This window comes from Kitasatospora phosalacinea (assembly GCF_000716545.1).
Classification (GTDB): domain Bacteria; phylum Actinomycetota; class Actinomycetes; order Streptomycetales; family Streptomycetaceae; genus Kitasatospora; species Kitasatospora phosalacinea.
In genome coordinates this window covers 1-17,107 of the sequence record NZ_JNWZ01000035.1, presented here as the reverse complement: position 1 = coordinate 17,107, position 17,107 = coordinate 1, and the positions used below count along the sequence as shown (strand labels likewise).

The window sequence follows — 17,107 nt, the reverse complement described above, 5'->3', positions numbered from 1 at the left end:
GTGGCCCGCTTCTCGCTGCGGGTGCGCCTGCTGGTGCTCGCGCTGCTGCTGGTCACCACCGGCCTGGTGGTGAGCGACACCCTGGTGCTGGGCACCGTCCGCGGGCAGTTGGTGGACCGCGCCGACGAGCAACTCGACCGCTTCGCCGAGCCGCTGTCGCGCCGCGCGCCGTCCAAGCAGAGCACCAGCTCGGTGTTCAGCAGCACCCAGACCGTCGGCCGCCGCTCCGGCCAGGGCCTGCCCAGCGAGTACGTGGTGCGCTACCTGGCCGAGGACGGTTCGGTGCTGTCGGTGATCCGGCAGCCGCTGAACGAGACCGACCCGGACCCGCAGCTGCCCGCGCTGGACCGCAAGGGGCTGGTCGAGCGGCTGGACGAGCCGTTCACCGCCGCCGGGCCGCGCGGCACCGAGTGGCGCTCGCTGGTGCTGTCGCTGCAGCGCGGCGCGGCGGGCGACCCGGCCGTGCCCAAGTACGTGCAGGTCGCGGTGCCGCTGGCGGAGCTGCAGTCCACCATCTCGCACCTGCGCACCACCTTCCTGAGCATCGGCGCCGCCGTGCTGGTCGGCATCGCGGGCCTGGGCGCGCTCGCCGTGCGGGCCGGGCTGCGCCCGCTGCGCCAGTTGGAGGCGGGCGCCCAGCGGATCGCCGACGGCGACCTGTCGTACCGGATGCCGGAGCTGCCGGTGCGCACCGAGGCGGGCCGGCTGTCCGCGGCGCTGAACGGGATGCTCACCCACATCGAGACGGCGTTCGCCGCCCGGGCCGCCTCCGAGCGGCGGATGCGCCGCTTCGTCGCGGACGCCTCGCACGAGCTGCGCACCCCGCTGGCGGGCATCCGGGGCTTCGCCGAGCTGCACCGGATGGGCGCGCTGCAGGACGTGGACCGGGCGATGGACCGGATCGAGTCGGAGGCGGTGCGCCTCGGCGCGCTGGTCGAGGACCTGCTGCTGCTGGCCCGCCTGGACGAGGAGCGCCCGCTCAACCTGGCCCCGATGGACCTGCGCACGCTGGCCGCCGACGCCCTGCACGACCTGACCGCGCTGGACCCGGGCCGCCCGGTCGCGCTGACCGGCCCGGGCGGCGAGGGGTCCCCGCAGCCCGCCCCGGTGCTGGGCGACGAGGCCAGGCTGCGCCAGGTGGTGACCAACCTGGTGGGCAACGCGGTCAAGCACACCCCGCCCGGTACGGCGGTGCGGATCGGCGTGGGCCGGGCGGACGGCGGCTGCCTGCTGGAGGTCGCCGACCGGGGCCCGGGCCTGACCGAGGAGCAGGCCGCCCTGGTGTTCGAGCGCTTCTACCGGTCGGACGCCTCGCGCAGCCGCCGGGCCGGCGAGAGCGGGGGATCGGGCCTGGGCCTGGCCATCGCCAGCGCCCTGGTGTCGGCGCACGGCGGCGAGCTGACCCTGCGCACCGCGCCGGGCGACGGCGCGGCCTTCCGGCTCTCGCTGCCGCACCAGCGCTGAGGGGCCGTCACCCGGGTCGCTGTCAAGCGCCGTTCGGTACACCCGGGCCGCCCGGGTGCCGCTTGTGAGCGACCGGCCGGGCGCCGGATCATCGACGTGTTCCAGAACACCCACCCCAGCGCCACCGCACCGATAAGCATCATGGATACTTTCCTTGTGAACGTGTTCACGTTCACAAGCGGACAAGCTTGGGACGGTTCGGCACGCTTGCGTACTGGATCTCCCCTTTGTCCGGCACGTGGCACAACCCCCTGTGAGAGAGGGCGCAGTGGACCTAGCAGTCGCGCACGAGACCATCTCGCGATGGCAGTTCGGCATCACCACCGTCTACCACTTCCTCTTCGTGCCCCTCACGATCAGCCTGGCCTCGATCGTGGCCGGTCTGCAGACCGCCTGGGTGCGCACGGGCAAGGAGAAGTACTTCCACGCCACCAAGTTCTGGGGCCGGCTCTTCCTGATCAACATCGCCATGGGCGTGGTCACCGGCATCGTCCAGGAGTTCCAGTTCGGCATGAACTGGTCCGACTACTCCCGCTTCGTCGGTGACGTGTTCGGCGCCCCGCTGGCGATGGAGGCGCTGATCGCCTTCTTCTTCGAGTCCACCTTCATCGGCCTGTGGATCTTCGGCTGGGACCGGCTCCCGAAGAAGCTCCACCTGGCCTGCATCTGGCTGGTGGCGATCGGCACCGCGCTCTCCGCGTACTTCATCCTGGCCGCCAACTCCTGGATGCAGCACCCGGTCGGCTACCGGATCGACCCGGCCACCGGCAAGGCCCAGCTCACCGACATCGTCCGGGTGTTGACCCAGAACACCGCCCTGGTGCAGGTCTTCCACACCCTCACCGCCGCCTTCCTCACCGGCGGCGCCTTCGTGGTCGGCATCGCCAGCTACCACCTGTGGCGGGCCAAGCGGGGCAAGCAGCCCGACCGGCGCAAGACCGCCGCGATGCGCACCTCGCTGCGGGTCGGCCTGGCCATCGCCGCGGTGGCCGGCCTCGGCGTCGCGATCAGCGGCGACACCCTCGGCAAGGTGATGTTCGAGCAGCAGCCGATGAAGATGGCCGCCGCCGAGGCCCTGTGGGACACCCAGGCGCCCGCCCCGTTCTCGGTGTTCGCCGTCGGCGACGTCTCCGAGGGCCGCAACTCGGTCGAGCTGGAGGTCCCCGGGATACTGTCCTTCCTCGCCCACAGCGACTTCTCCTCCTCGGTGCCCGGCATCAACGACACCGCGGCGGCCGAGGCCGCCCAGCACGGCGGGCAGCCGGACGACTACATCCCCGACATCTTCGTCACCTACTGGGGATTCCGGCTGATGATCGGCTTCGGCATGACGTCCTTCGCCGCCGCGCTGATCGGCCTGTGGACCACCCGCCGCCGGTTCTGGCTCGCCCCCGAGCACCGCACCGCCGAGGACGAGCCGCCGAAGCTGATGCTCACCAGGAAGCGCGAGATGAGCGTCTTCTTCACCCGGTGGAGCTGGCGGATCGGCATCCTCACCATGGGCTTCCCGCTGCTCGCCAACAGCTTCGGCTGGATCTTCACCGAGATGGGCCGCCAGCCCTGGGTGGTGTTCGGCCTGATGCGCACCAGCGACGCGGTCTCCCCCAACGTCACCGTCGGCACCCAGGTGGTCGGCCTGGCCACGCTGACCGCGCTGTACGCGGTCCTCGCCGTCATCGAGGTCGGGCTGCTCGCCAAGTACGCCGCCGCCGGGCCCGACACCGACGAGCAGCCGCCGGCCAAGGACCCGACCCTGCGCGGCCCCTCCGACGACGAGGACGCCGACCAGCCCCTCGCCTTCGCGTACTGAGGACGGATCACATGCACCTGCACGACCTCTGGTTCATCCTGATCGCCGTCCTGTGGACCGGCTACTTCTTCCTGGAGGGCTTCGACTTCGGCATCGGCGTCCTCACCCGGCTGCTGGCCCGGGACACCGCCGAGCGGCGCGTCCTGATCAACACCATCGGCCCGGTCTGGGACGGCAACGAGGTGTGGCTGCTCACCGCCGGCGGCGCCACCTTCGCCGCCTTCCCCGACTGGTACGCCACCCTGTTCAGCGGCTTCTTCGTCCCGCTGCTGCTGATCCTGGTCTGCCTGATCGTCCGCGGCGTCTCCTTCGAGTACCGGCACCAGCGCAGCGGCGAGCGCTGGCAGCGCAACTGGGAGCTGGCGATCTTCTGGACCTCGCTGCTGCCCGCCTTCCTGTGGGGCGTCGCCTTCGGCAACGTCGTGCGCGGCGTCGACATCGACCAGGACAAGAACTACGTCGGCACCCTCTGGGACCTGCTCAACCCGTACGCGCTGCTCGGCGGGCTCACCACCCTGGTGCTGTTCACCTTCCACGGCGCGGTGTTCGCCTCGCTCAAGACCAGCGGCGAGATCCGGGTCCGGGCCCGCGCCCAGGCCACCGCGCTCGGCCTGGCCACCGCCGTGCTCGCGCTGGTCTTCCTGGTCTGGACGCAGGCGCACTCCGGCAACGGCTGGAGCCTGGCCGCGCTGGTCGTCGCCGTCCTCGCCCTGCTCGGCGCGCTCGGCGCCAACCGGCTGGCCCGCGAGGGCTGGGCGTTCGCGCTCAGCGGCCTGACCGTCGCGGCCGCCGTCGGCATGCTCTTCCTGTCGCTGTTCCCCGACGTGATGCCCTCCACGCTCGACCCCGACTGGTCGCTGACCGTCACCAACGCCTCGTCCTCGCCCTACACGCTCAAGGTGATGACGGTCGTCGCGGTGGTCTTCACCCCGCTCGTGCTGCTCTACCAGGGCTGGACGTACTGGGTCTTCCGCCGCCGGATCGGCGTCCAGCACATTCCCGCCGCGCACCACTGACACGGACAGGAGCAGCACAGATGGACGGCCGGCAGCGGATGCGACCGATCGACCCCCGGCTGCTGGCGCACGCCCGCACCACCCGCGCCTTCCTCGCCGGCTCCGTCCTCCTCGGCGGGGCGGGCGCGGTGCTGCTGGTGGTGCAGGCCGCGCTGATCGCCTCGCTGGTGGTCGACGGCTTCCAGCACGGCCGATCCGGGATGTGGGGGCAACTGCTCGGCCTGGCCGCGGTCTCGCTCGGCCGGGCCCTGGTCGCCTGGCTCACCGAACTCACCGCGCACCGCTCGGTGGCCGCCGTCAAGTCCGCGCTGCGCCGCCGGCTGCTCGGCCACGCCACCGCGCTCGGCCCGGGCTACCTCACCGGCCGCCGCACCGGCGACCTCGCCACCCTCGCCACCCGCGGCGTCGACGCGCTCGACGACTACTTCGCCCGCTACCTGCCGCAACTGGCCCTGGCCGTGGTCGTCCCGCTGGTCGTGCTGGCCCGGATCCTCGGCGCCGACTGGGAGTCCGCCGCGATCGTCTGCGTGACGCTGCCGCTGATCCCGCTCTTCATGATCCTGATCGGCCACGCCACCCAGGCCCGCACCGACCGCCAGTTCGCCGGGCTCGCCCGGCTCTCCCACCACTTCCTCGACGTGGTCGCCGGACTGCCCACCCTGAAGGTCTTCGGCCGGGCCCGCGCCCAGGCCCGGGCGATCGGCCGGATCACCGAGGACCACCGGCGCGCCACCCTGCGCACCCTGCGCCTGGCCTTCGTCTCCTCCTTCGCGCTGGAACTGCTCTCCACCCTCTCGGTCGCCCTGGTCGCCGTCTCGATCGGCTTCCGGCTGGTGAACGGCACCCTCGACCTGGAGACCGGCCTGCTGGTGCTCGTCCTCGCCCCCGAGGTGTACCTGCCGATCCGCCAGGTCGGCGCGCTCTACCACTCCAGCGCGGAGGGACTGGCCGCCGCCGGGCGGATCTTCGAGGTGCTGGAGACCCCGCTGCCGGCGAACGGCACCCGGCCCGCCCCGGCCGGCGCCGACCTCCGGGTCGAGGACCTGACGGTGCGCCACCCCGGACGCGGCGGCGAGACGCTGTCGGGGTTCTCGATGGTCGTCCCGGCCGGGCGCACCACCGTCCTCACCGGCCCCAGCGGCGCCGGCAAGACCACCCTGGCCGGCGCCCTGCTCGGCTTCGTCCGCCCCGACGGCGGGCGGGTCCTGCTCGGCGGGCAGGACCTCGCCGGGACCGACCTGGCGAGCTGGCACGCGCAGGTCGCCTGGGTCCCGCAGCACCCGCACCTGTTCGCCGGGACGGTCGCCGAGAACGTCCGCCTGGCCCGCCCCGACGCCACCGACGCCCAGCTCGCCGACGCCCTGGCCGCCGCGCACGTCGACTTCACCACCCCCGGCACCCGCCTCGCCGAGAACGGCCACGGCCTCTCGGCCGGCCAGCGCCAGCGCCTCGCCCTGGCCCGCGCCCTGCTCGCCGACCGCCCCGTCCTGATCCTCGACGAACCCACCGCCCACCTCGACCCGGTGACGGAGGCCGCGCTCCTCGACACCCTGCGCGTCCTCGACCGCACCGTCCTCCTGATCACCCACCGCCCGGCCCTCACCGCCCTCGCCGACCACCACGTCCACCTGCCGGGGGCGGCGGCTCCCGTCGCGCGGCCCGCCGCCGCGCCCCGGCCGGGGCACGGGGAACCGCGCGAACCGGAAGGGGACGCCCCCCGGGCCCGGTACGACGACGACCCGCCGCCCGAAGGGGCCGCCCGGCGGCGCGTCCCCCGGTTCTGGCTCGCCGTGGTGCTGGGCGCCCTCGCGCTCGGCTGCGCCGTCGCGCTGATGGGCACGTCCGGCTGGCTGATCTCGCGGGCCTCGCAGATGCCGCCGGTGCTGTACCTGATGGTCGCGGTGACCTCGGTGCGGGCGTTCGGCATCGGGCGGAGCGTGTTCCGGTACGCGGAGCGGCTGGTGGCGCACGACGCGGTGCTGAGGGCGCTGGGCGGGGTGCGGACGGCCGTCTACCGGAGGCTGGAGCGGCTGGCCCCGGCCGGGCTGCCGCAGTTCCGGCGGGGCGACCTGCTGTCCCGGCTGGTCGCGGACGTGGACGCGGTGCAGGACTTCCACCTGCGCTGGCGGCTGCCGGCCGCCGTCGCCGCCGTGGTCTCGCTGGGCGCCTCGGCCCTGCTGGCGCTCTTCCTGCCGTCGGCCGGCCTAGTGCTGGCGCTGGGCCTGCTGCTGGCGGGCGCGGCCGTCCCGGCGCTGGAGCGGTGGATCTCCGGCCGGACGGAGCGCCGGCACGCGCCCGCCCGCGGCGAGCTGGCGACCGCGGTGGTCGACACCCTGACCGGCACCGCCGAACTGACCGTGGCGGGCGCGCTGCCGCGCCGGCTGGGCGCGGCGGCGGAGGCGGACGGGGCGCTGACCCGGCTGGCGGCCCGCTCGGCCGCCGCGGGCGGCCTCTCGGCCGGCCTGGTGGCGCTGGTGTCGGGCCTGACGGTGGTCGCGGCCTCGGCGGTCGGGGTGCGCGCGGTGGCCTCGGGCGCGCTGCCGGGGGTGTGCCTGGCGGTGGTGGTGCTGACGCCGCTGGCCGCGTTCGAGGCGGTGGCGGGCATGCCGCTCGCGGTGCGCCACCGGGAGCGGGCCCGGGCCGCCCGGGAGCGGCTGGAGCAGGTGCTGGCCGCGCCGCTGCCGGTCCGCGAGCCGGACGCGCCGAAGCCGCTGCCGCCCGTCCGGCTGCCGATCACCGTGGACGGCCTGACCGTGCGCTGGCCGGGCGCCGAGCGGGACGCGCTGTGCGGCGTCGGCCTGGAGCTGGCGGCCGGGCGGCGGATCGCGGTGGTCGGGGCGTCCGGTTCGGGCAAGACCACGCTGGCGCAGGCGCTGCTGCGGTTCGTCGAGCCGTCGGCCGGGGCGGTGCGGCTGGCGGACGGGACGGACACCCGGGAGCTGGCGGGCGAGGACGTCCGCCGGGTGGTCGGGCTGTGCGCGCAGGACGCGCACGTCTTCGACAGCTCGGTGCGGGAGAACCTGCGCCTGGCCCGTCCGGACGCCGACGAGGACGCGCTGCGGGCGGCGCTGGCCGGGGCCCGGCTGCTGGAGTGGGTGGACGGCCTGCCGGAGGGCCTGGACACCATGGTCGGCGAGCACGGGGCCCGGCTGTCGGGCGGCCAGCGCCAGCGCCTGGCACTGGCCCGGGCGCTGCTCGCGGACTTCCCGGTGCTGGTGCTGGACGAGCCGGCCGAGCACCTGGACGTCCCCACCGCCGACGCGCTGACGGCCGACCTGCTGGCGGCCACCGCGGGCCGCACCACGCTGCTGATCACCCACCGGCTGGCCGGCCTGGACGACGCCGACGTGGACGAGGTGCTGGTGCTGGACGCCGGCCGGGTGGTCGAGCGCGGCCGCTGGTCGGAGCTGGCGGCCCGGCCGGGCGGCCGGCTGGCGGCGATGGTCGAACAGGAACGGGCGGGCGAACAGGGCCGGGCGGGCGAGCGGGTGCCGGTCTGAGCGCACGGGTGCCGGTCTGAGCGCTCGGGTGTCGCCGTCCCGGGGAACCGGGCAAACCGTGACAGACGTGCACACTGGTCGCATGCAGACGCCGGAGGAGCCGACCGCCGAGGGCGGCCGGCCGCGCATCCCCGAGATCTCCTCGCTCGGGCTGGACACCCTGGTCACCGAGGTCTCCGAACGGCTGCAGTCGGCCGCCGCGGTGACCGACCGGATGCAGCGGCTGCTGGAGGCGGTGGTGTCGGTCGGCGCGGGCCTGGACCCGCACGCCACCTTGCAGCGGATCGCGGCGGGCGCGGCCGAACTGGTGGACGCGAAGTACGCGGCGATGGGCGTGGTGAACCCGAACGGCAGCGGCCTGTCGGACTTCATCCACATCGGCATCGACAACACGACGGCGGCCGAGATCGGCCACCTGCCGACCGGCCGGGGCATCCTGGGCGCGCTGATCGACGACCCGCGCCCGCTGCGGCTGACCGACCTGTCCACCGACCCGCGCTCGGTCGGCTTCCCGGCCCACCACCCGCCGATGGTCTCCTTCCTGGGGGTGCCGATCCGGGTCCGCGGCGAGGTGTTCGGCAACCTGTACCTGACCGAGAAGAAGGGCGGCGGCGCGTTCACGCCCGAGGACGAACAGGTGGTGCTGGCGCTCGGCGCGGCGGCGGGCGTGGCGATCGAGAACTCGCGGCTGTACGCGCAGGGCCGCCGCCGCGAGCGCTGGATCACCGGCGCGGCCGCGGTCACCACCTCGCTGCTGTCCACCGACGAGGCGCAGATCGCGCTGACGGTCGCCGCCGAGCAGGTCCGCGAACTGGCCGAGGGCGCGCTGGGCATGATCCTGCTGCCGGCCGGCGAGGACCGGATGCGGGTGGCGCACGCCTCCGGCGAGCGGGCCGACCACCTGACCGGCGAGCTGCTCCCGGAGGACGGCTTCGCGTCCCGGCTGCTGGCCGGCGAGGCGGTCTACCTGGACGACCTGGCGACCGCCGCGGAGACCTCGTCCGACGCCCAGTTCGACCGGCTGGCACGGGAGTTCGGCCCGGCGATGGCGGTGCCGATGGTCTCCGCGGGCCGGGTGCTGGGCGCGCTGTGCGTGTGGCGCGAGGCCGGCACGCTGCCGTTCACCGACACCGAGCGGCAGCTCTCCCAGACCTTCGCCTCGCAGGCCGCGCTGGCCCTGCGGCTGGCCGAGTACCAGCGCAACCAGCAGCGCCTGGCGGTCTTCCAGGACCGCGACCGGATCGCCCGCGACCTGCACGACCTGGTCATCCAGCGGCTGTTCGCCACCGGCATGATGCTGGAGTCGGCCGCCCGCCGGGCCGTCGTCCCCGAGGTGCAGGAGCGGATCGGGCAGGCCGTGGACGAGCTGGACGCCACCATCCAGGAGGTCCGCACCACCATCTACGCGCTCCAGCACGGCGACACCGACGACCGGCCGGACACCCTGCGCACCCGGGTGCTGCGCGAGGGCAGCCAGGCCGCGGCGGCCCTCGGCTTCAAGCCCACCATCACCTTCGCCGGCCCGGTGGAGAGCCTGGTGGGCGAGAGGACCTCCCGCCAGCTGCTGGCCGCGCTGCGCGAGATGCTCTCCAACACGGCCCGGCACGCCCGCGCCTCCCGGGTCGCCGTCGAACTGGACGCCACCGTCCACCTCGGCGAGGACGGACGCCCGCTCTCCCCCTCGCCCAGCCGCACCGGCCCGCCCGGCGTGCTGCTCACCGTCACCGACGACGGCGTCGGCATCCCCGACGGCGGCCGCCGCTCCGGCCTGCGCAACCTGACCCGCCGCGCCGAGGCCCTGGGCGGCGACGCCTGGCACGAGGGCGGCCCGCACGGCAAGGGCACCCGGGTCCGCTGGACCGCCCGGCTCTGACCGGCCGGCTCCGACGACGGCGGCCCGGCCGTTACGCCGGGCCGGGACGGGGAAGGCGCGGCGCATGGGAGAGATCAGGGTCGGTGCGTGCTCCTGGACGGACAAGGAGCTCGTGGCCAGTGGCTGGTACCCGGCGGGCCACCGGGACGCCGAGGGCAGGCTGCGCCACTACGCGTCGAGGTTCCCGCTGGTCGAGGTCGACGCCACGTACTACGGGCTGCCCAGCACCCGCAACAGCACCCTGTGGGCCGAGCGCACGCCCGCCGGCTTCCGCTTCGACGTGAAGGCGTTCTCGCTGCTCACCGGCCACCCCACCCGGGCCGCCGCGCTGCCCGCCGACCTGCGGGCGGCGCGGAGGGACGACCCGGGGCTGCTGGACGAGGTGTGGGCCCGGTTCAGCGGCGCCCTCGAACCCCTGCGCGCGGCCGACCGGCTCGGCGCCCTGCTCTTCCAGTTCCCGCCGCGGCTGGCCCCGGGCGGCCCGGCCCGGGCGCTGCTGCGCGCCTGCCGGGAGCGCGCCGCCGGGTGGCCGCTGGCGGTGGAGTTCCGCCACCCCGACTGGTGGCGGCCCGACCTCGCCGCCGACACCCGCGCCCTGCTGGCCGAACTGGACGCGGCCGCGGTGGCCGTGGACACCGCCCAGGGCCTGCCCACCTCCATGCCGCCGGTCGCCCCGGTCACCTCCCCGGACCTCGCGGTGGTCCGCCTGCACGGCCGCAACCCGGCCTGGGGCACCGGCTCGAAGGAGGACCGCTTCCGCCACGACTACACGCCCGAGGAGCTCGCCCCCTGGGTGGAGCGCGTCCGCGCGATGGCCGAGCGGGCCCGCGAGGTGCACGTGCTCTTCAACAACTGCTGCGCCGACGCCGCCGTCCGGGCCGCCGAGACGATGACCGGCCTGCTGGGGACCGACCCGGACGTGGTCAGAGCAGGGACTCGATGACCGCCGCGACGCCGTCCTGCTCGTTGCTGACGGTGTGCCGCGCGACGGCGGCGAGCACCAGCGGGTGGGCGTTGGCGACGGCGTAGGACTGGCCGGCCCAGGCGAGCATCTCCAGGTCGTTGGGCATGTCGCCGAAGGCCACCACCTCGTCGGCGCCGATGCCCTGCTGGGCGCACCAGCGGGCCAGGCTGCTGGCCTTGGTGACGCCGGGGGCGCTGATCTCCACCAGCGGGATCGGGCTGGAGCGGGTCACCTCGGCGAGCGGGCCGACGGCGGCCCGGGCCCGGCCCAGGAACTCGTCGGGGGAGAGGTCGGGGTGCTTGCCGAGCAGCTTGAACAGGCCGTCGATCCGCCCGGCGGCGAGCAGCTCGGCGGCGGTGCCCACCGGGTGCTCCAGGTCGGACTCCCACATCACCACGTTGTACTCCGGCTCCCGGGCGAAGCCGCCGGGGAACTCGAACGCGAAGGCGGTGCCGGGCAGTTCGGTCTGCAGCCGGTCCACCACGGTGAGCGTCCCGGCCGGGTCGATCGGGTGGGTCTCCAGCAGCTCGCCGCGCCGGACGTCGACCACCGCGCCGCCGTTGGAGCAGATCGCCACGCCGTGACCGCCGATGTGCGGGCCGAGGTGCCGCATCCAGCGCGGCGGCCGCCCGGTGACGAACACCACCTGCACCCCGGCGGCCTCGGCGGCGGCCAGTGCGGCGGCCGTCCGGGCGGTCACCGTGCCGCCGGAGCACAGCAGCGTGCCGTCGAGGTCGGTGGCGATCAGGCGGGGGCGCGGGGAGGCGGTCATCCGTCCATCTTCGCGCACCCGCCGGGCGACCGGACCGGTCCGGTGCGGAACGGTCCGGTCGCCCGGTCGGTCAGGCCGCGACGTTCAGGGTGAGCGCCGCGGTGTGCAGCGCGCCGCCGGTCCGGAACTGCAGGAACAGCCGCCAGTCGCCGGCCTGCGGCAGTTCGGCGTGGAAGGCCAGGGTCGGGCCGCCGCCCGCGTTCTCGGCGGCCTCCGCCTCCGGGTGCAGGTGCGCGAACGCCTGGTCGCCGGCGTGGAAGGCGGTCAGGTGCGCGTACGTCCCCAGGTACGGCTCCAGGTCGGTGACCGGCTGCCCGTCCTTGCCGACCGTGACGGTCAGCCCGCCGGGCGCGCCGGCCTTCGGGGCGCCCGACACGGTCACCGTGTAGCCGTCCGCGGTGGTGCTCGCGGCGGCGGCCGGCAGCGGCACCGGGGCGTCCTGGCCGGGCACCGTCGCGGTGCGGCTGAGTACCAGGCCGGTGCCCGCGCCGGCGCCCGCGCCCGGGACGAAGGAGGCGTACATCCGCCAGTCGCCGGGCCGCAGGGCCGCCAGCGGGGCCGTCCAGGTGCCGTCCGGGGACATCACCGGGTGCAGGTGCTGGAAGCCGGACAGGTCGGAGCGGATCGCGTAGAAGTGCATCTCCTCGGTCTGCTCGGGCCGGTACGAGGTCAGCGCCCCGCCGTCCGGGCCGGTCACGGTGAACCGGTACTCGGTGCCGGACAGCGTGCCGTCCAGCCGGTAGCCGCCCCGCTCGGCGGCCAGGCCGTCGGCGCTGCCGCCCGTGCCGGCCGTGCCGTTCATGCCTTCCATGCCGTCCATGCCGTCCATGCCGTCCGGGTCGTGGCTCGTCCCGGCCGTGTCGTGGCCGGGGGCGGCGGAGACGGTGGGGGAGGCGGCGTGGTCCATGCCGTCCATGCCGTCGCTGCCGCAGGCGGCCAGTGCGAGGGAGAGCGCGGCGGCCGCGGCGGCGAGCAGGGTGCGGCGGCGGGTGGTGGTGGTGCGGGTCATCGGGGGTTCGCTCCGGGGTGCGCGCGCGGATGCGCGGTCGCGGACAGGACGCGGCGCCCGGCCGGCCGCGGACGTGCGGACCGGGCCGGGTGGCGCCCTCACCGGCGGGCGACGCAGACCCGGATCAGCAGTTCCCGCCCGCCGCCCGGCGGTGCCCGGCCGCCCCGCTCCGCGCCGGTGCACGGCGGCCCCGCGAGCGGCGGCTGCGGAAGGACGCCCGGCAGGGCCGCGCCCGGGGCGGGCAGCGGCAGCCGGTCGCGGGCCTGGGTGGAGACGCAGGCGGACGCCGGACTCCCGTGCCGCACCGGCGCGGTGGCGGTCGGGCGGCCGTCCCCGTGGGGGTCGTCCCCGTGGTGGCCGCGCCCGGCCGTCGGAGCGGTCATCGGAGCGGTCATCGGCGTGCTCGCGGGCGTGCCTGCGGGCGTGCTCGCGGGCGCGCTCGTGGACGTGTCGGCCGGCGTCGGCCGCGCGGGGTGGCAGCCGGTGGCGCTCGCCGGGCTGCCGTGCATCAGGAACAGCCCGAGCAGCAGGGCGCACAGCACCGCCCAGCGGGCGGCCGTCCGCCCGGCCGGTGCCGGGTCCGTGGCCCGCGCCGTCCGCTCCGTCACCCGCCCACCATACCCCCTCCCCGTATCGAACACCTGTCGCGACGGGTCGGGCGCGGGAGGACGGTCGGGGCCCGGCGCCGCCACCGGCACCGGTCCCCGACCGGGCGTCAACTCACTGGTCAGCCAAGGCCGTTGACCTTCTTGTACTCCAGCGCGTACGCCAGCTTGCCCGGCTTGGCGTCCGCGTACGGCTTGCTCAGCTTGTCGAACTCGCCCTTGTCGGCGGCCTTCCCGGCGTTCCACCGGTCCAGCGCGCCCAGGTCACCGGCGGTGAAGCCGCTGTCGACCGGGGCGGTCTTCGGCAGCGCGGTCATCACCTGGGTGGTGGACTTGACCGCGGCCAGGTATCCGGTCAGGTCGTTCCGGTCCCAGCCGGACAGGTCGACGCCGGAGCTGTCGCGGATCCAGCTGCCCCAGTAGAACTCCTGGAACGGCACCGAGTTCTGGGTGTAGCCGATGTCGCGGCCGAAGTAGAGCAGGCTGCGGTACCTGTCGTCCTGGAAGTTCGCCAGTCCGACCGAGGTCGGCAGCTTGTTGATCTTGACGGGGTTGCCCTCGGGGTCGCTCAGGTACACCCACTTGTGGGCCTGCATCTGCGCCCAGAAGTCCTTCCGGGTCAGGGTGCTCAGGTTGGCCAGCACCCGCAGCCGCACGTGCAGGTCGGCGCCGCCGTCCGGGGTCTCGTAGAACGAGGTCAGGGTGTGGTGGCCGTCGGTCAGGAACGGCTCCCCGCCGGGGCCGATCACCACGGTCTTCATCGCGGCGGTGCTCTCCGCGGTCTCGCCGCCCACCGGCAGCGCGCAGGTGAACGAGGACGGGTCGTCCAGCCGCGCGTCCGGCCGCACCGTGGCCGCCTCGACCCGGCCGTCCGCCTCGCACCAGTCGCTGAACTTCTTGTTCACCGCGTCCTTGCCCAGCGTGTAGCGGCCCAGTTTGTAGTACACCTCGTCGTAGCCCAGCGACGGCTGGGTCGGGTGCACGTCGCCGATCCGCACGTCCAGCAGCCGGCCCGGCTCGGCGCACAGGTACTGCGAGAACGGCGACTTGCGGTTGTCGTGGCCGCAGAACGACGGACGCTCACCCGGCGCCCCGGGCGCGGCGAACGCGGCCGGGGCGGTGGTGACGACGCCGGCCAGGGCCACGCCGACCGCCAGCAGCGGGACGGCGGACGGGACTCGGAAACGCATGGCACTCCCTGCGGGACGGCTGGATCTGGTCGGTGAGCGTGCCAGTCACCGGCCAACACCCGGAGTCGGTGCCGTGGACTCCCGGAGAACGCGGACGGACGATCCGCCGCCCCGCCCCGCCCCGCCCCGCCCCGTCCCTCACCCCAGCTGGGCCAACCCCTCGGTGGCGATCTTCTCGAACACGGCGAGGTCGCTCTCGAAGATCGAGTCGGGAACCGGCCAGTGCACCACCAGCTCGGTGATCCCCAACTCCCGGTACCGGCCCGCCCAGTCGACGAACGCGTCCACCGACCGCAGCGGCTTCTCCGCCGTCGACCCCTGCAGCAGCACCTTCTCCAGCTCGCCGACGTCCCGCCCGGCCGCCTCGCAGGCCGCCGTCAGCTTCCCGATCTGCCGGGCGATCACCTCGGGAGCCTGCTCCACCGGCACGTCCGCCGGCCCGCGCGGATCCCCGTACGTCACCCAGCCCTGCCCGTACTCCGCCGCCAGCCGCAGCCCGCGCGGCCCCGTCGCCGCCACGTAGAACGGCACCCGCGGCGACTGCACGCAACCGGGAACGTTGCGCACCTCCACCGCCGAGTAGTACTCCCCCTCCCGCGTCGTGGCGCCGTTGCGCAGCAACTCGTCCAGCAGCCCCGTGAACTCCCCGAACCGGGCCGCCCGCTCCTTCGCCGACCACGCCTCCTGCCCCATCGCCGTCGCGTCGAACCCGACCCCGCCGGCCCCGATCCCCAGCGTCAGCCGCCCGCCCGACACGTCGTCCAGCGTGATCAACTCCTTCGCCAGCGTCACCGGATGCCGGAAGTTCGGCGAGGTCACCAGCGTCCCGAGCCTGATCCGCTCCGTCGCGCACGCCGCCGCCGTCAGCGTCGGGACCGACCCGAACCAGGGCTCGTCCCGGAAGCTCCGCCAGCTCAGGTGGTCGTACGTGTAGGCGGCGTGGAAGCCGAACTCCTCGGCCCGCCGCCACACCTGCTGCCCCTCGCTCCACCGGTGGATGGGGAGGATCACCGTGCTCAGTCGCATACGGGCGACCCTACGTGCAAGGCTGACCGCCGACATCCTCACACACCATGTACTACAGTTTTCCCATGACTGCACCGCGCTCCGGCAAGACACGAGTCACCAGCGTCTCCCTGCGCGCCGAGACCTTGGAAGCCATTCGTGCCCGCGCCGGCAAGCAGGGCATCTCCTCCTACATCGAGGAGGCCGTGCAACGGCAACTCCAGCGCGAAGCCATCGACGAGTACATCGAGGCCGCCGAAGCCGATCACGGACCGGTGGACCCGGCGGAGGTGACGGCCAGGGCCGAGCGCATCCGTGCGCACCATGCCGCTCATCGCGCAGACTCCGCCCCGGCGGACGCCGCGTGAGCGGCACGCTCGTTCTCGACAGCGAGGCTCTCTCCAAGCTGTCCCGGCGGCACCGCGACATGACTGTGTGGTTGGACGTCGCCCGCACACTGGATCTTCTGGTGGTGACGAGCGCAGCCACTCTGGTGGAGGCGCGCGATCCCAAGGTGCCGCAGGCGGCGTTCGACCATGCGGTCTCCCTCGCCAAGGTGAGGCCCGTCACGGAGGAGATCGCGCGGGCGGCGAGCAAGCTGCTGACAGCTGAGGGGCTGCACGGCCACAAGTACGCCATCGACGCGATGCTCGCAGCCACCGCGCACGCGGAACACGGCGACGTGACCGTGGTGACCAGCGATGTCGATGATCTACGCCGCCTGTGCCACCGCCGCATCGCGGTCGAGCCCGTCTGACGTCTTCGCACCCAGTCGTTCGGCTTCCACAGTGCGATGTCGGCATTCGGTCCTGATGGCCCATCACCTCATGGCGCGAACATCGTTCTTTGGGGCTGGACTTGGCTTGCCGATGGCGTGGTCTATGCTCTTGTGCATCCGATTCGCGGAGACTCGGATGCACAGCGATGCCATGCGGGCCCGGGGGCCTTCGCCCTTGAAGGTGGACACGCGGTTGGTTGTCACGCGGCGAGCGTGAGTTTAGCTGTGTGGTGTCGTCGCTCGTATTCGTTCGGGCTGAGGTGGCCGTTGGCGGAGTGCCGGCGGCGGGTGTTGTAGCGGGTCAGCCAGGCGAAGACGGTCCTCCTGCAGGTGGCCGGGTCGCCATAGTCCCGGGCGCCCTGAAGGGTCTCGCGTTTCAGGGAGGCGTGGAAGCTCTCGCAGGCCGCGTTGTCCGCGCTGCTGCCGACCGCGCCCATCGAACGGGTGACACCCAGGTCCGAGCAGAGGCCGGCGAAGGCCCGGGAGGCGCATTGCACCCCGTGGTCGGAGTGGAACACCGCGCCGTCCAGGCCGCCGCGGGTCGCGGCCGCCATCCGCAGCGCGTCAGCGACCAGGGTCGTGCGCATGTGGTCGGCGATGGACCAGCCCACGACCTTACGGCTGAAGCAGTCCAGCACGGTCGCCAGGTAGAGGAACTCCCCGCCCGCCAGAGGCAGATACGTGATGTCGCCCATGTACTTGCGTCCCGGATCCGGGGCAGTGAAGTCCCGCTCGAACAGGTCTGGGACGACCGTCACGGCCGGGTCCGGGACGGTGGTGCGGATCCTTCTTCGCAGACGGATGCCGACGATGGAATAGGTCCGCATGACCCGGGCGACCCGCTTGTGGTTGACCCGGGTTCCGGTCTCATGTAGTTCCGCGGTCACCCTCGGCGAGCCGTAGGCGCCACCGGAGTCGGCGTGGATGCGGCGGATCTCTTCGGCCAGGACCTGGTCCTCGCGTCGGCGGACGGCTCTGGCGTCGGCGCCGTCCAGCCACTTGTAGTAGCTGGACCGGTTGACGTCCAGGACCTGGCACAGCCGCTTCACCTCGTAGGCGTCCCGGTGGTCGTGGACGAACTGGAAGCGGCTCACCAGTTCGTCTCGCCGGCGAAATACTTG

Annotated in this window: 14 protein-coding genes; 8 read left to right on the top strand and 6 right to left on the bottom strand. The window is 74.1% G+C overall.

What is annotated here, in order from left to right; translation table 11 throughout:
* The 6 genes from OO48_RS18830 to OO48_RS18805 all read left to right on the top strand — a co-directional run bounded on the left by OO48_RS18830 (window position 1) and on the right by OO48_RS18805 (window position 10,606).
* On the top strand, window positions 1–1,464 hold the full coding sequence (locus OO48_RS18830) for a sensor histidine kinase (RefSeq protein ID WP_033217739.1): 1,464 nt from the start codon (window positions 1–3) through the stop codon (window positions 1,462–1,464).
* 268 nt (window positions 1,465–1,732) lie between these two features.
* Window positions 1,733–3,274, top strand: a complete 1,542-nt coding sequence (locus OO48_RS18825) for a cytochrome ubiquinol oxidase subunit I (RefSeq protein WP_033217737.1) — start codon at window positions 1,733–1,735, stop codon at window positions 3,272–3,274.
* 11 nt (window positions 3,275–3,285) lie between these two features.
* Window positions 3,286–4,290: a cytochrome d ubiquinol oxidase subunit II gene (gene cydB, locus OO48_RS18820; RefSeq protein ID WP_033217736.1), complete on the top strand. Its 1,005-nt coding sequence runs from the start codon at window positions 3,286–3,288 to the stop codon at window positions 4,288–4,290.
* 38 nt (window positions 4,291–4,328) lie between these two features.
* On the top strand, window positions 4,329–7,790 hold the full coding sequence (cydD, locus tag OO48_RS18815) for a thiol reductant ABC exporter subunit CydD (protein WP_033217812.1): 3,462 nt from the start codon (window positions 4,329–4,331) through the stop codon (window positions 7,788–7,790).
* An 82-nt stretch (window positions 7,791–7,872) separates the two neighbouring features.
* Window positions 7,873–9,663, top strand: coding sequence for a sensor histidine kinase (locus tag OO48_RS18810; protein ID WP_081952215.1), 1,791 nt, complete (start codon window positions 7,873–7,875; stop codon window positions 9,661–9,663).
* 64 nt (window positions 9,664–9,727) lie between these two features.
* Window positions 9,728–10,606, top strand: a complete 879-nt coding sequence (locus OO48_RS18805; protein ID WP_033217732.1) for a DUF72 domain-containing protein — start codon at window positions 9,728–9,730, stop codon at window positions 10,604–10,606.
* Here OO48_RS18805 and OO48_RS18800 read toward each other — a convergent pair.
* The 5 genes from OO48_RS18800 to OO48_RS18780 all read right to left on the bottom strand — a co-directional run bounded on the left by OO48_RS18800 (window position 10,587) and on the right by OO48_RS18780 (window position 15,229).
* Window positions 10,587–11,399 carry an HAD family hydrolase gene (locus OO48_RS18800; RefSeq protein WP_033217730.1) on the bottom strand — a complete coding sequence of 271 codons (813 nt, stop codon included), beginning with the start codon at window positions 11,397–11,399 and terminating at the stop codon, window positions 10,587–10,589. The two genes, OO48_RS18805 and OO48_RS18800, sit on opposite strands and share 20 nt — an antisense overlap.
* A gap of 70 nt (window positions 11,400–11,469) precedes the next feature.
* Window positions 11,470–12,408: a hypothetical protein gene (locus OO48_RS18795; protein ID WP_033217728.1), complete on the bottom strand. Its 939-nt coding sequence runs from the start codon at window positions 12,406–12,408 to the stop codon at window positions 11,470–11,472.
* A 98-nt stretch (window positions 12,409–12,506) separates the two neighbouring features.
* On the bottom strand, window positions 12,507–13,016 hold the full coding sequence (locus tag OO48_RS18790; RefSeq protein ID WP_033217727.1) for a hypothetical protein: 510 nt from the start codon (window positions 13,014–13,016) through the stop codon (window positions 12,507–12,509).
* Between the two features lie 119 nt (window positions 13,017–13,135).
* Entirely contained in the window at window positions 13,136–14,203 is a 1,068-nt protein-coding gene (locus tag OO48_RS18785) for a ParB/Srx family N-terminal domain-containing protein (RefSeq protein ID WP_033217726.1), read from the bottom strand.
* 138 nt (window positions 14,204–14,341) lie between these two features.
* Window positions 14,342–15,229 carry an LLM class flavin-dependent oxidoreductase gene (locus tag OO48_RS18780; protein WP_033217724.1) on the bottom strand — a complete coding sequence of 296 codons (888 nt, stop codon included), beginning with the start codon at window positions 15,227–15,229 and terminating at the stop codon, window positions 14,342–14,344.
* Between the two features lie 65 nt (window positions 15,230–15,294).
* Between OO48_RS18780 and OO48_RS18775 the strand changes: the two genes are divergently transcribed.
* On the top strand, window positions 15,295–15,576 hold the full coding sequence (locus tag OO48_RS18775; RefSeq protein WP_167346456.1) for a hypothetical protein: 282 nt from the start codon (window positions 15,295–15,297) through the stop codon (window positions 15,574–15,576).
* Complete coding sequence (locus tag OO48_RS18770) at window positions 15,573–15,965, top strand: type II toxin-antitoxin system VapC family toxin (RefSeq protein WP_033217720.1); 393 nt, start codon at window positions 15,573–15,575, stop codon at window positions 15,963–15,965. The genes OO48_RS18775 and OO48_RS18770 overlap by 4 nt, the downstream gene beginning before the upstream one ends.
* 221 nt (window positions 15,966–16,186) lie before the next feature.
* Here OO48_RS18770 and OO48_RS18765 read toward each other — a convergent pair.
* Window positions 16,187–17,107 (bottom strand): IS3 family transposase (locus tag OO48_RS18765; RefSeq protein WP_245194709.1); only part of this gene is annotated, 921 nt, incomplete at its 5' end.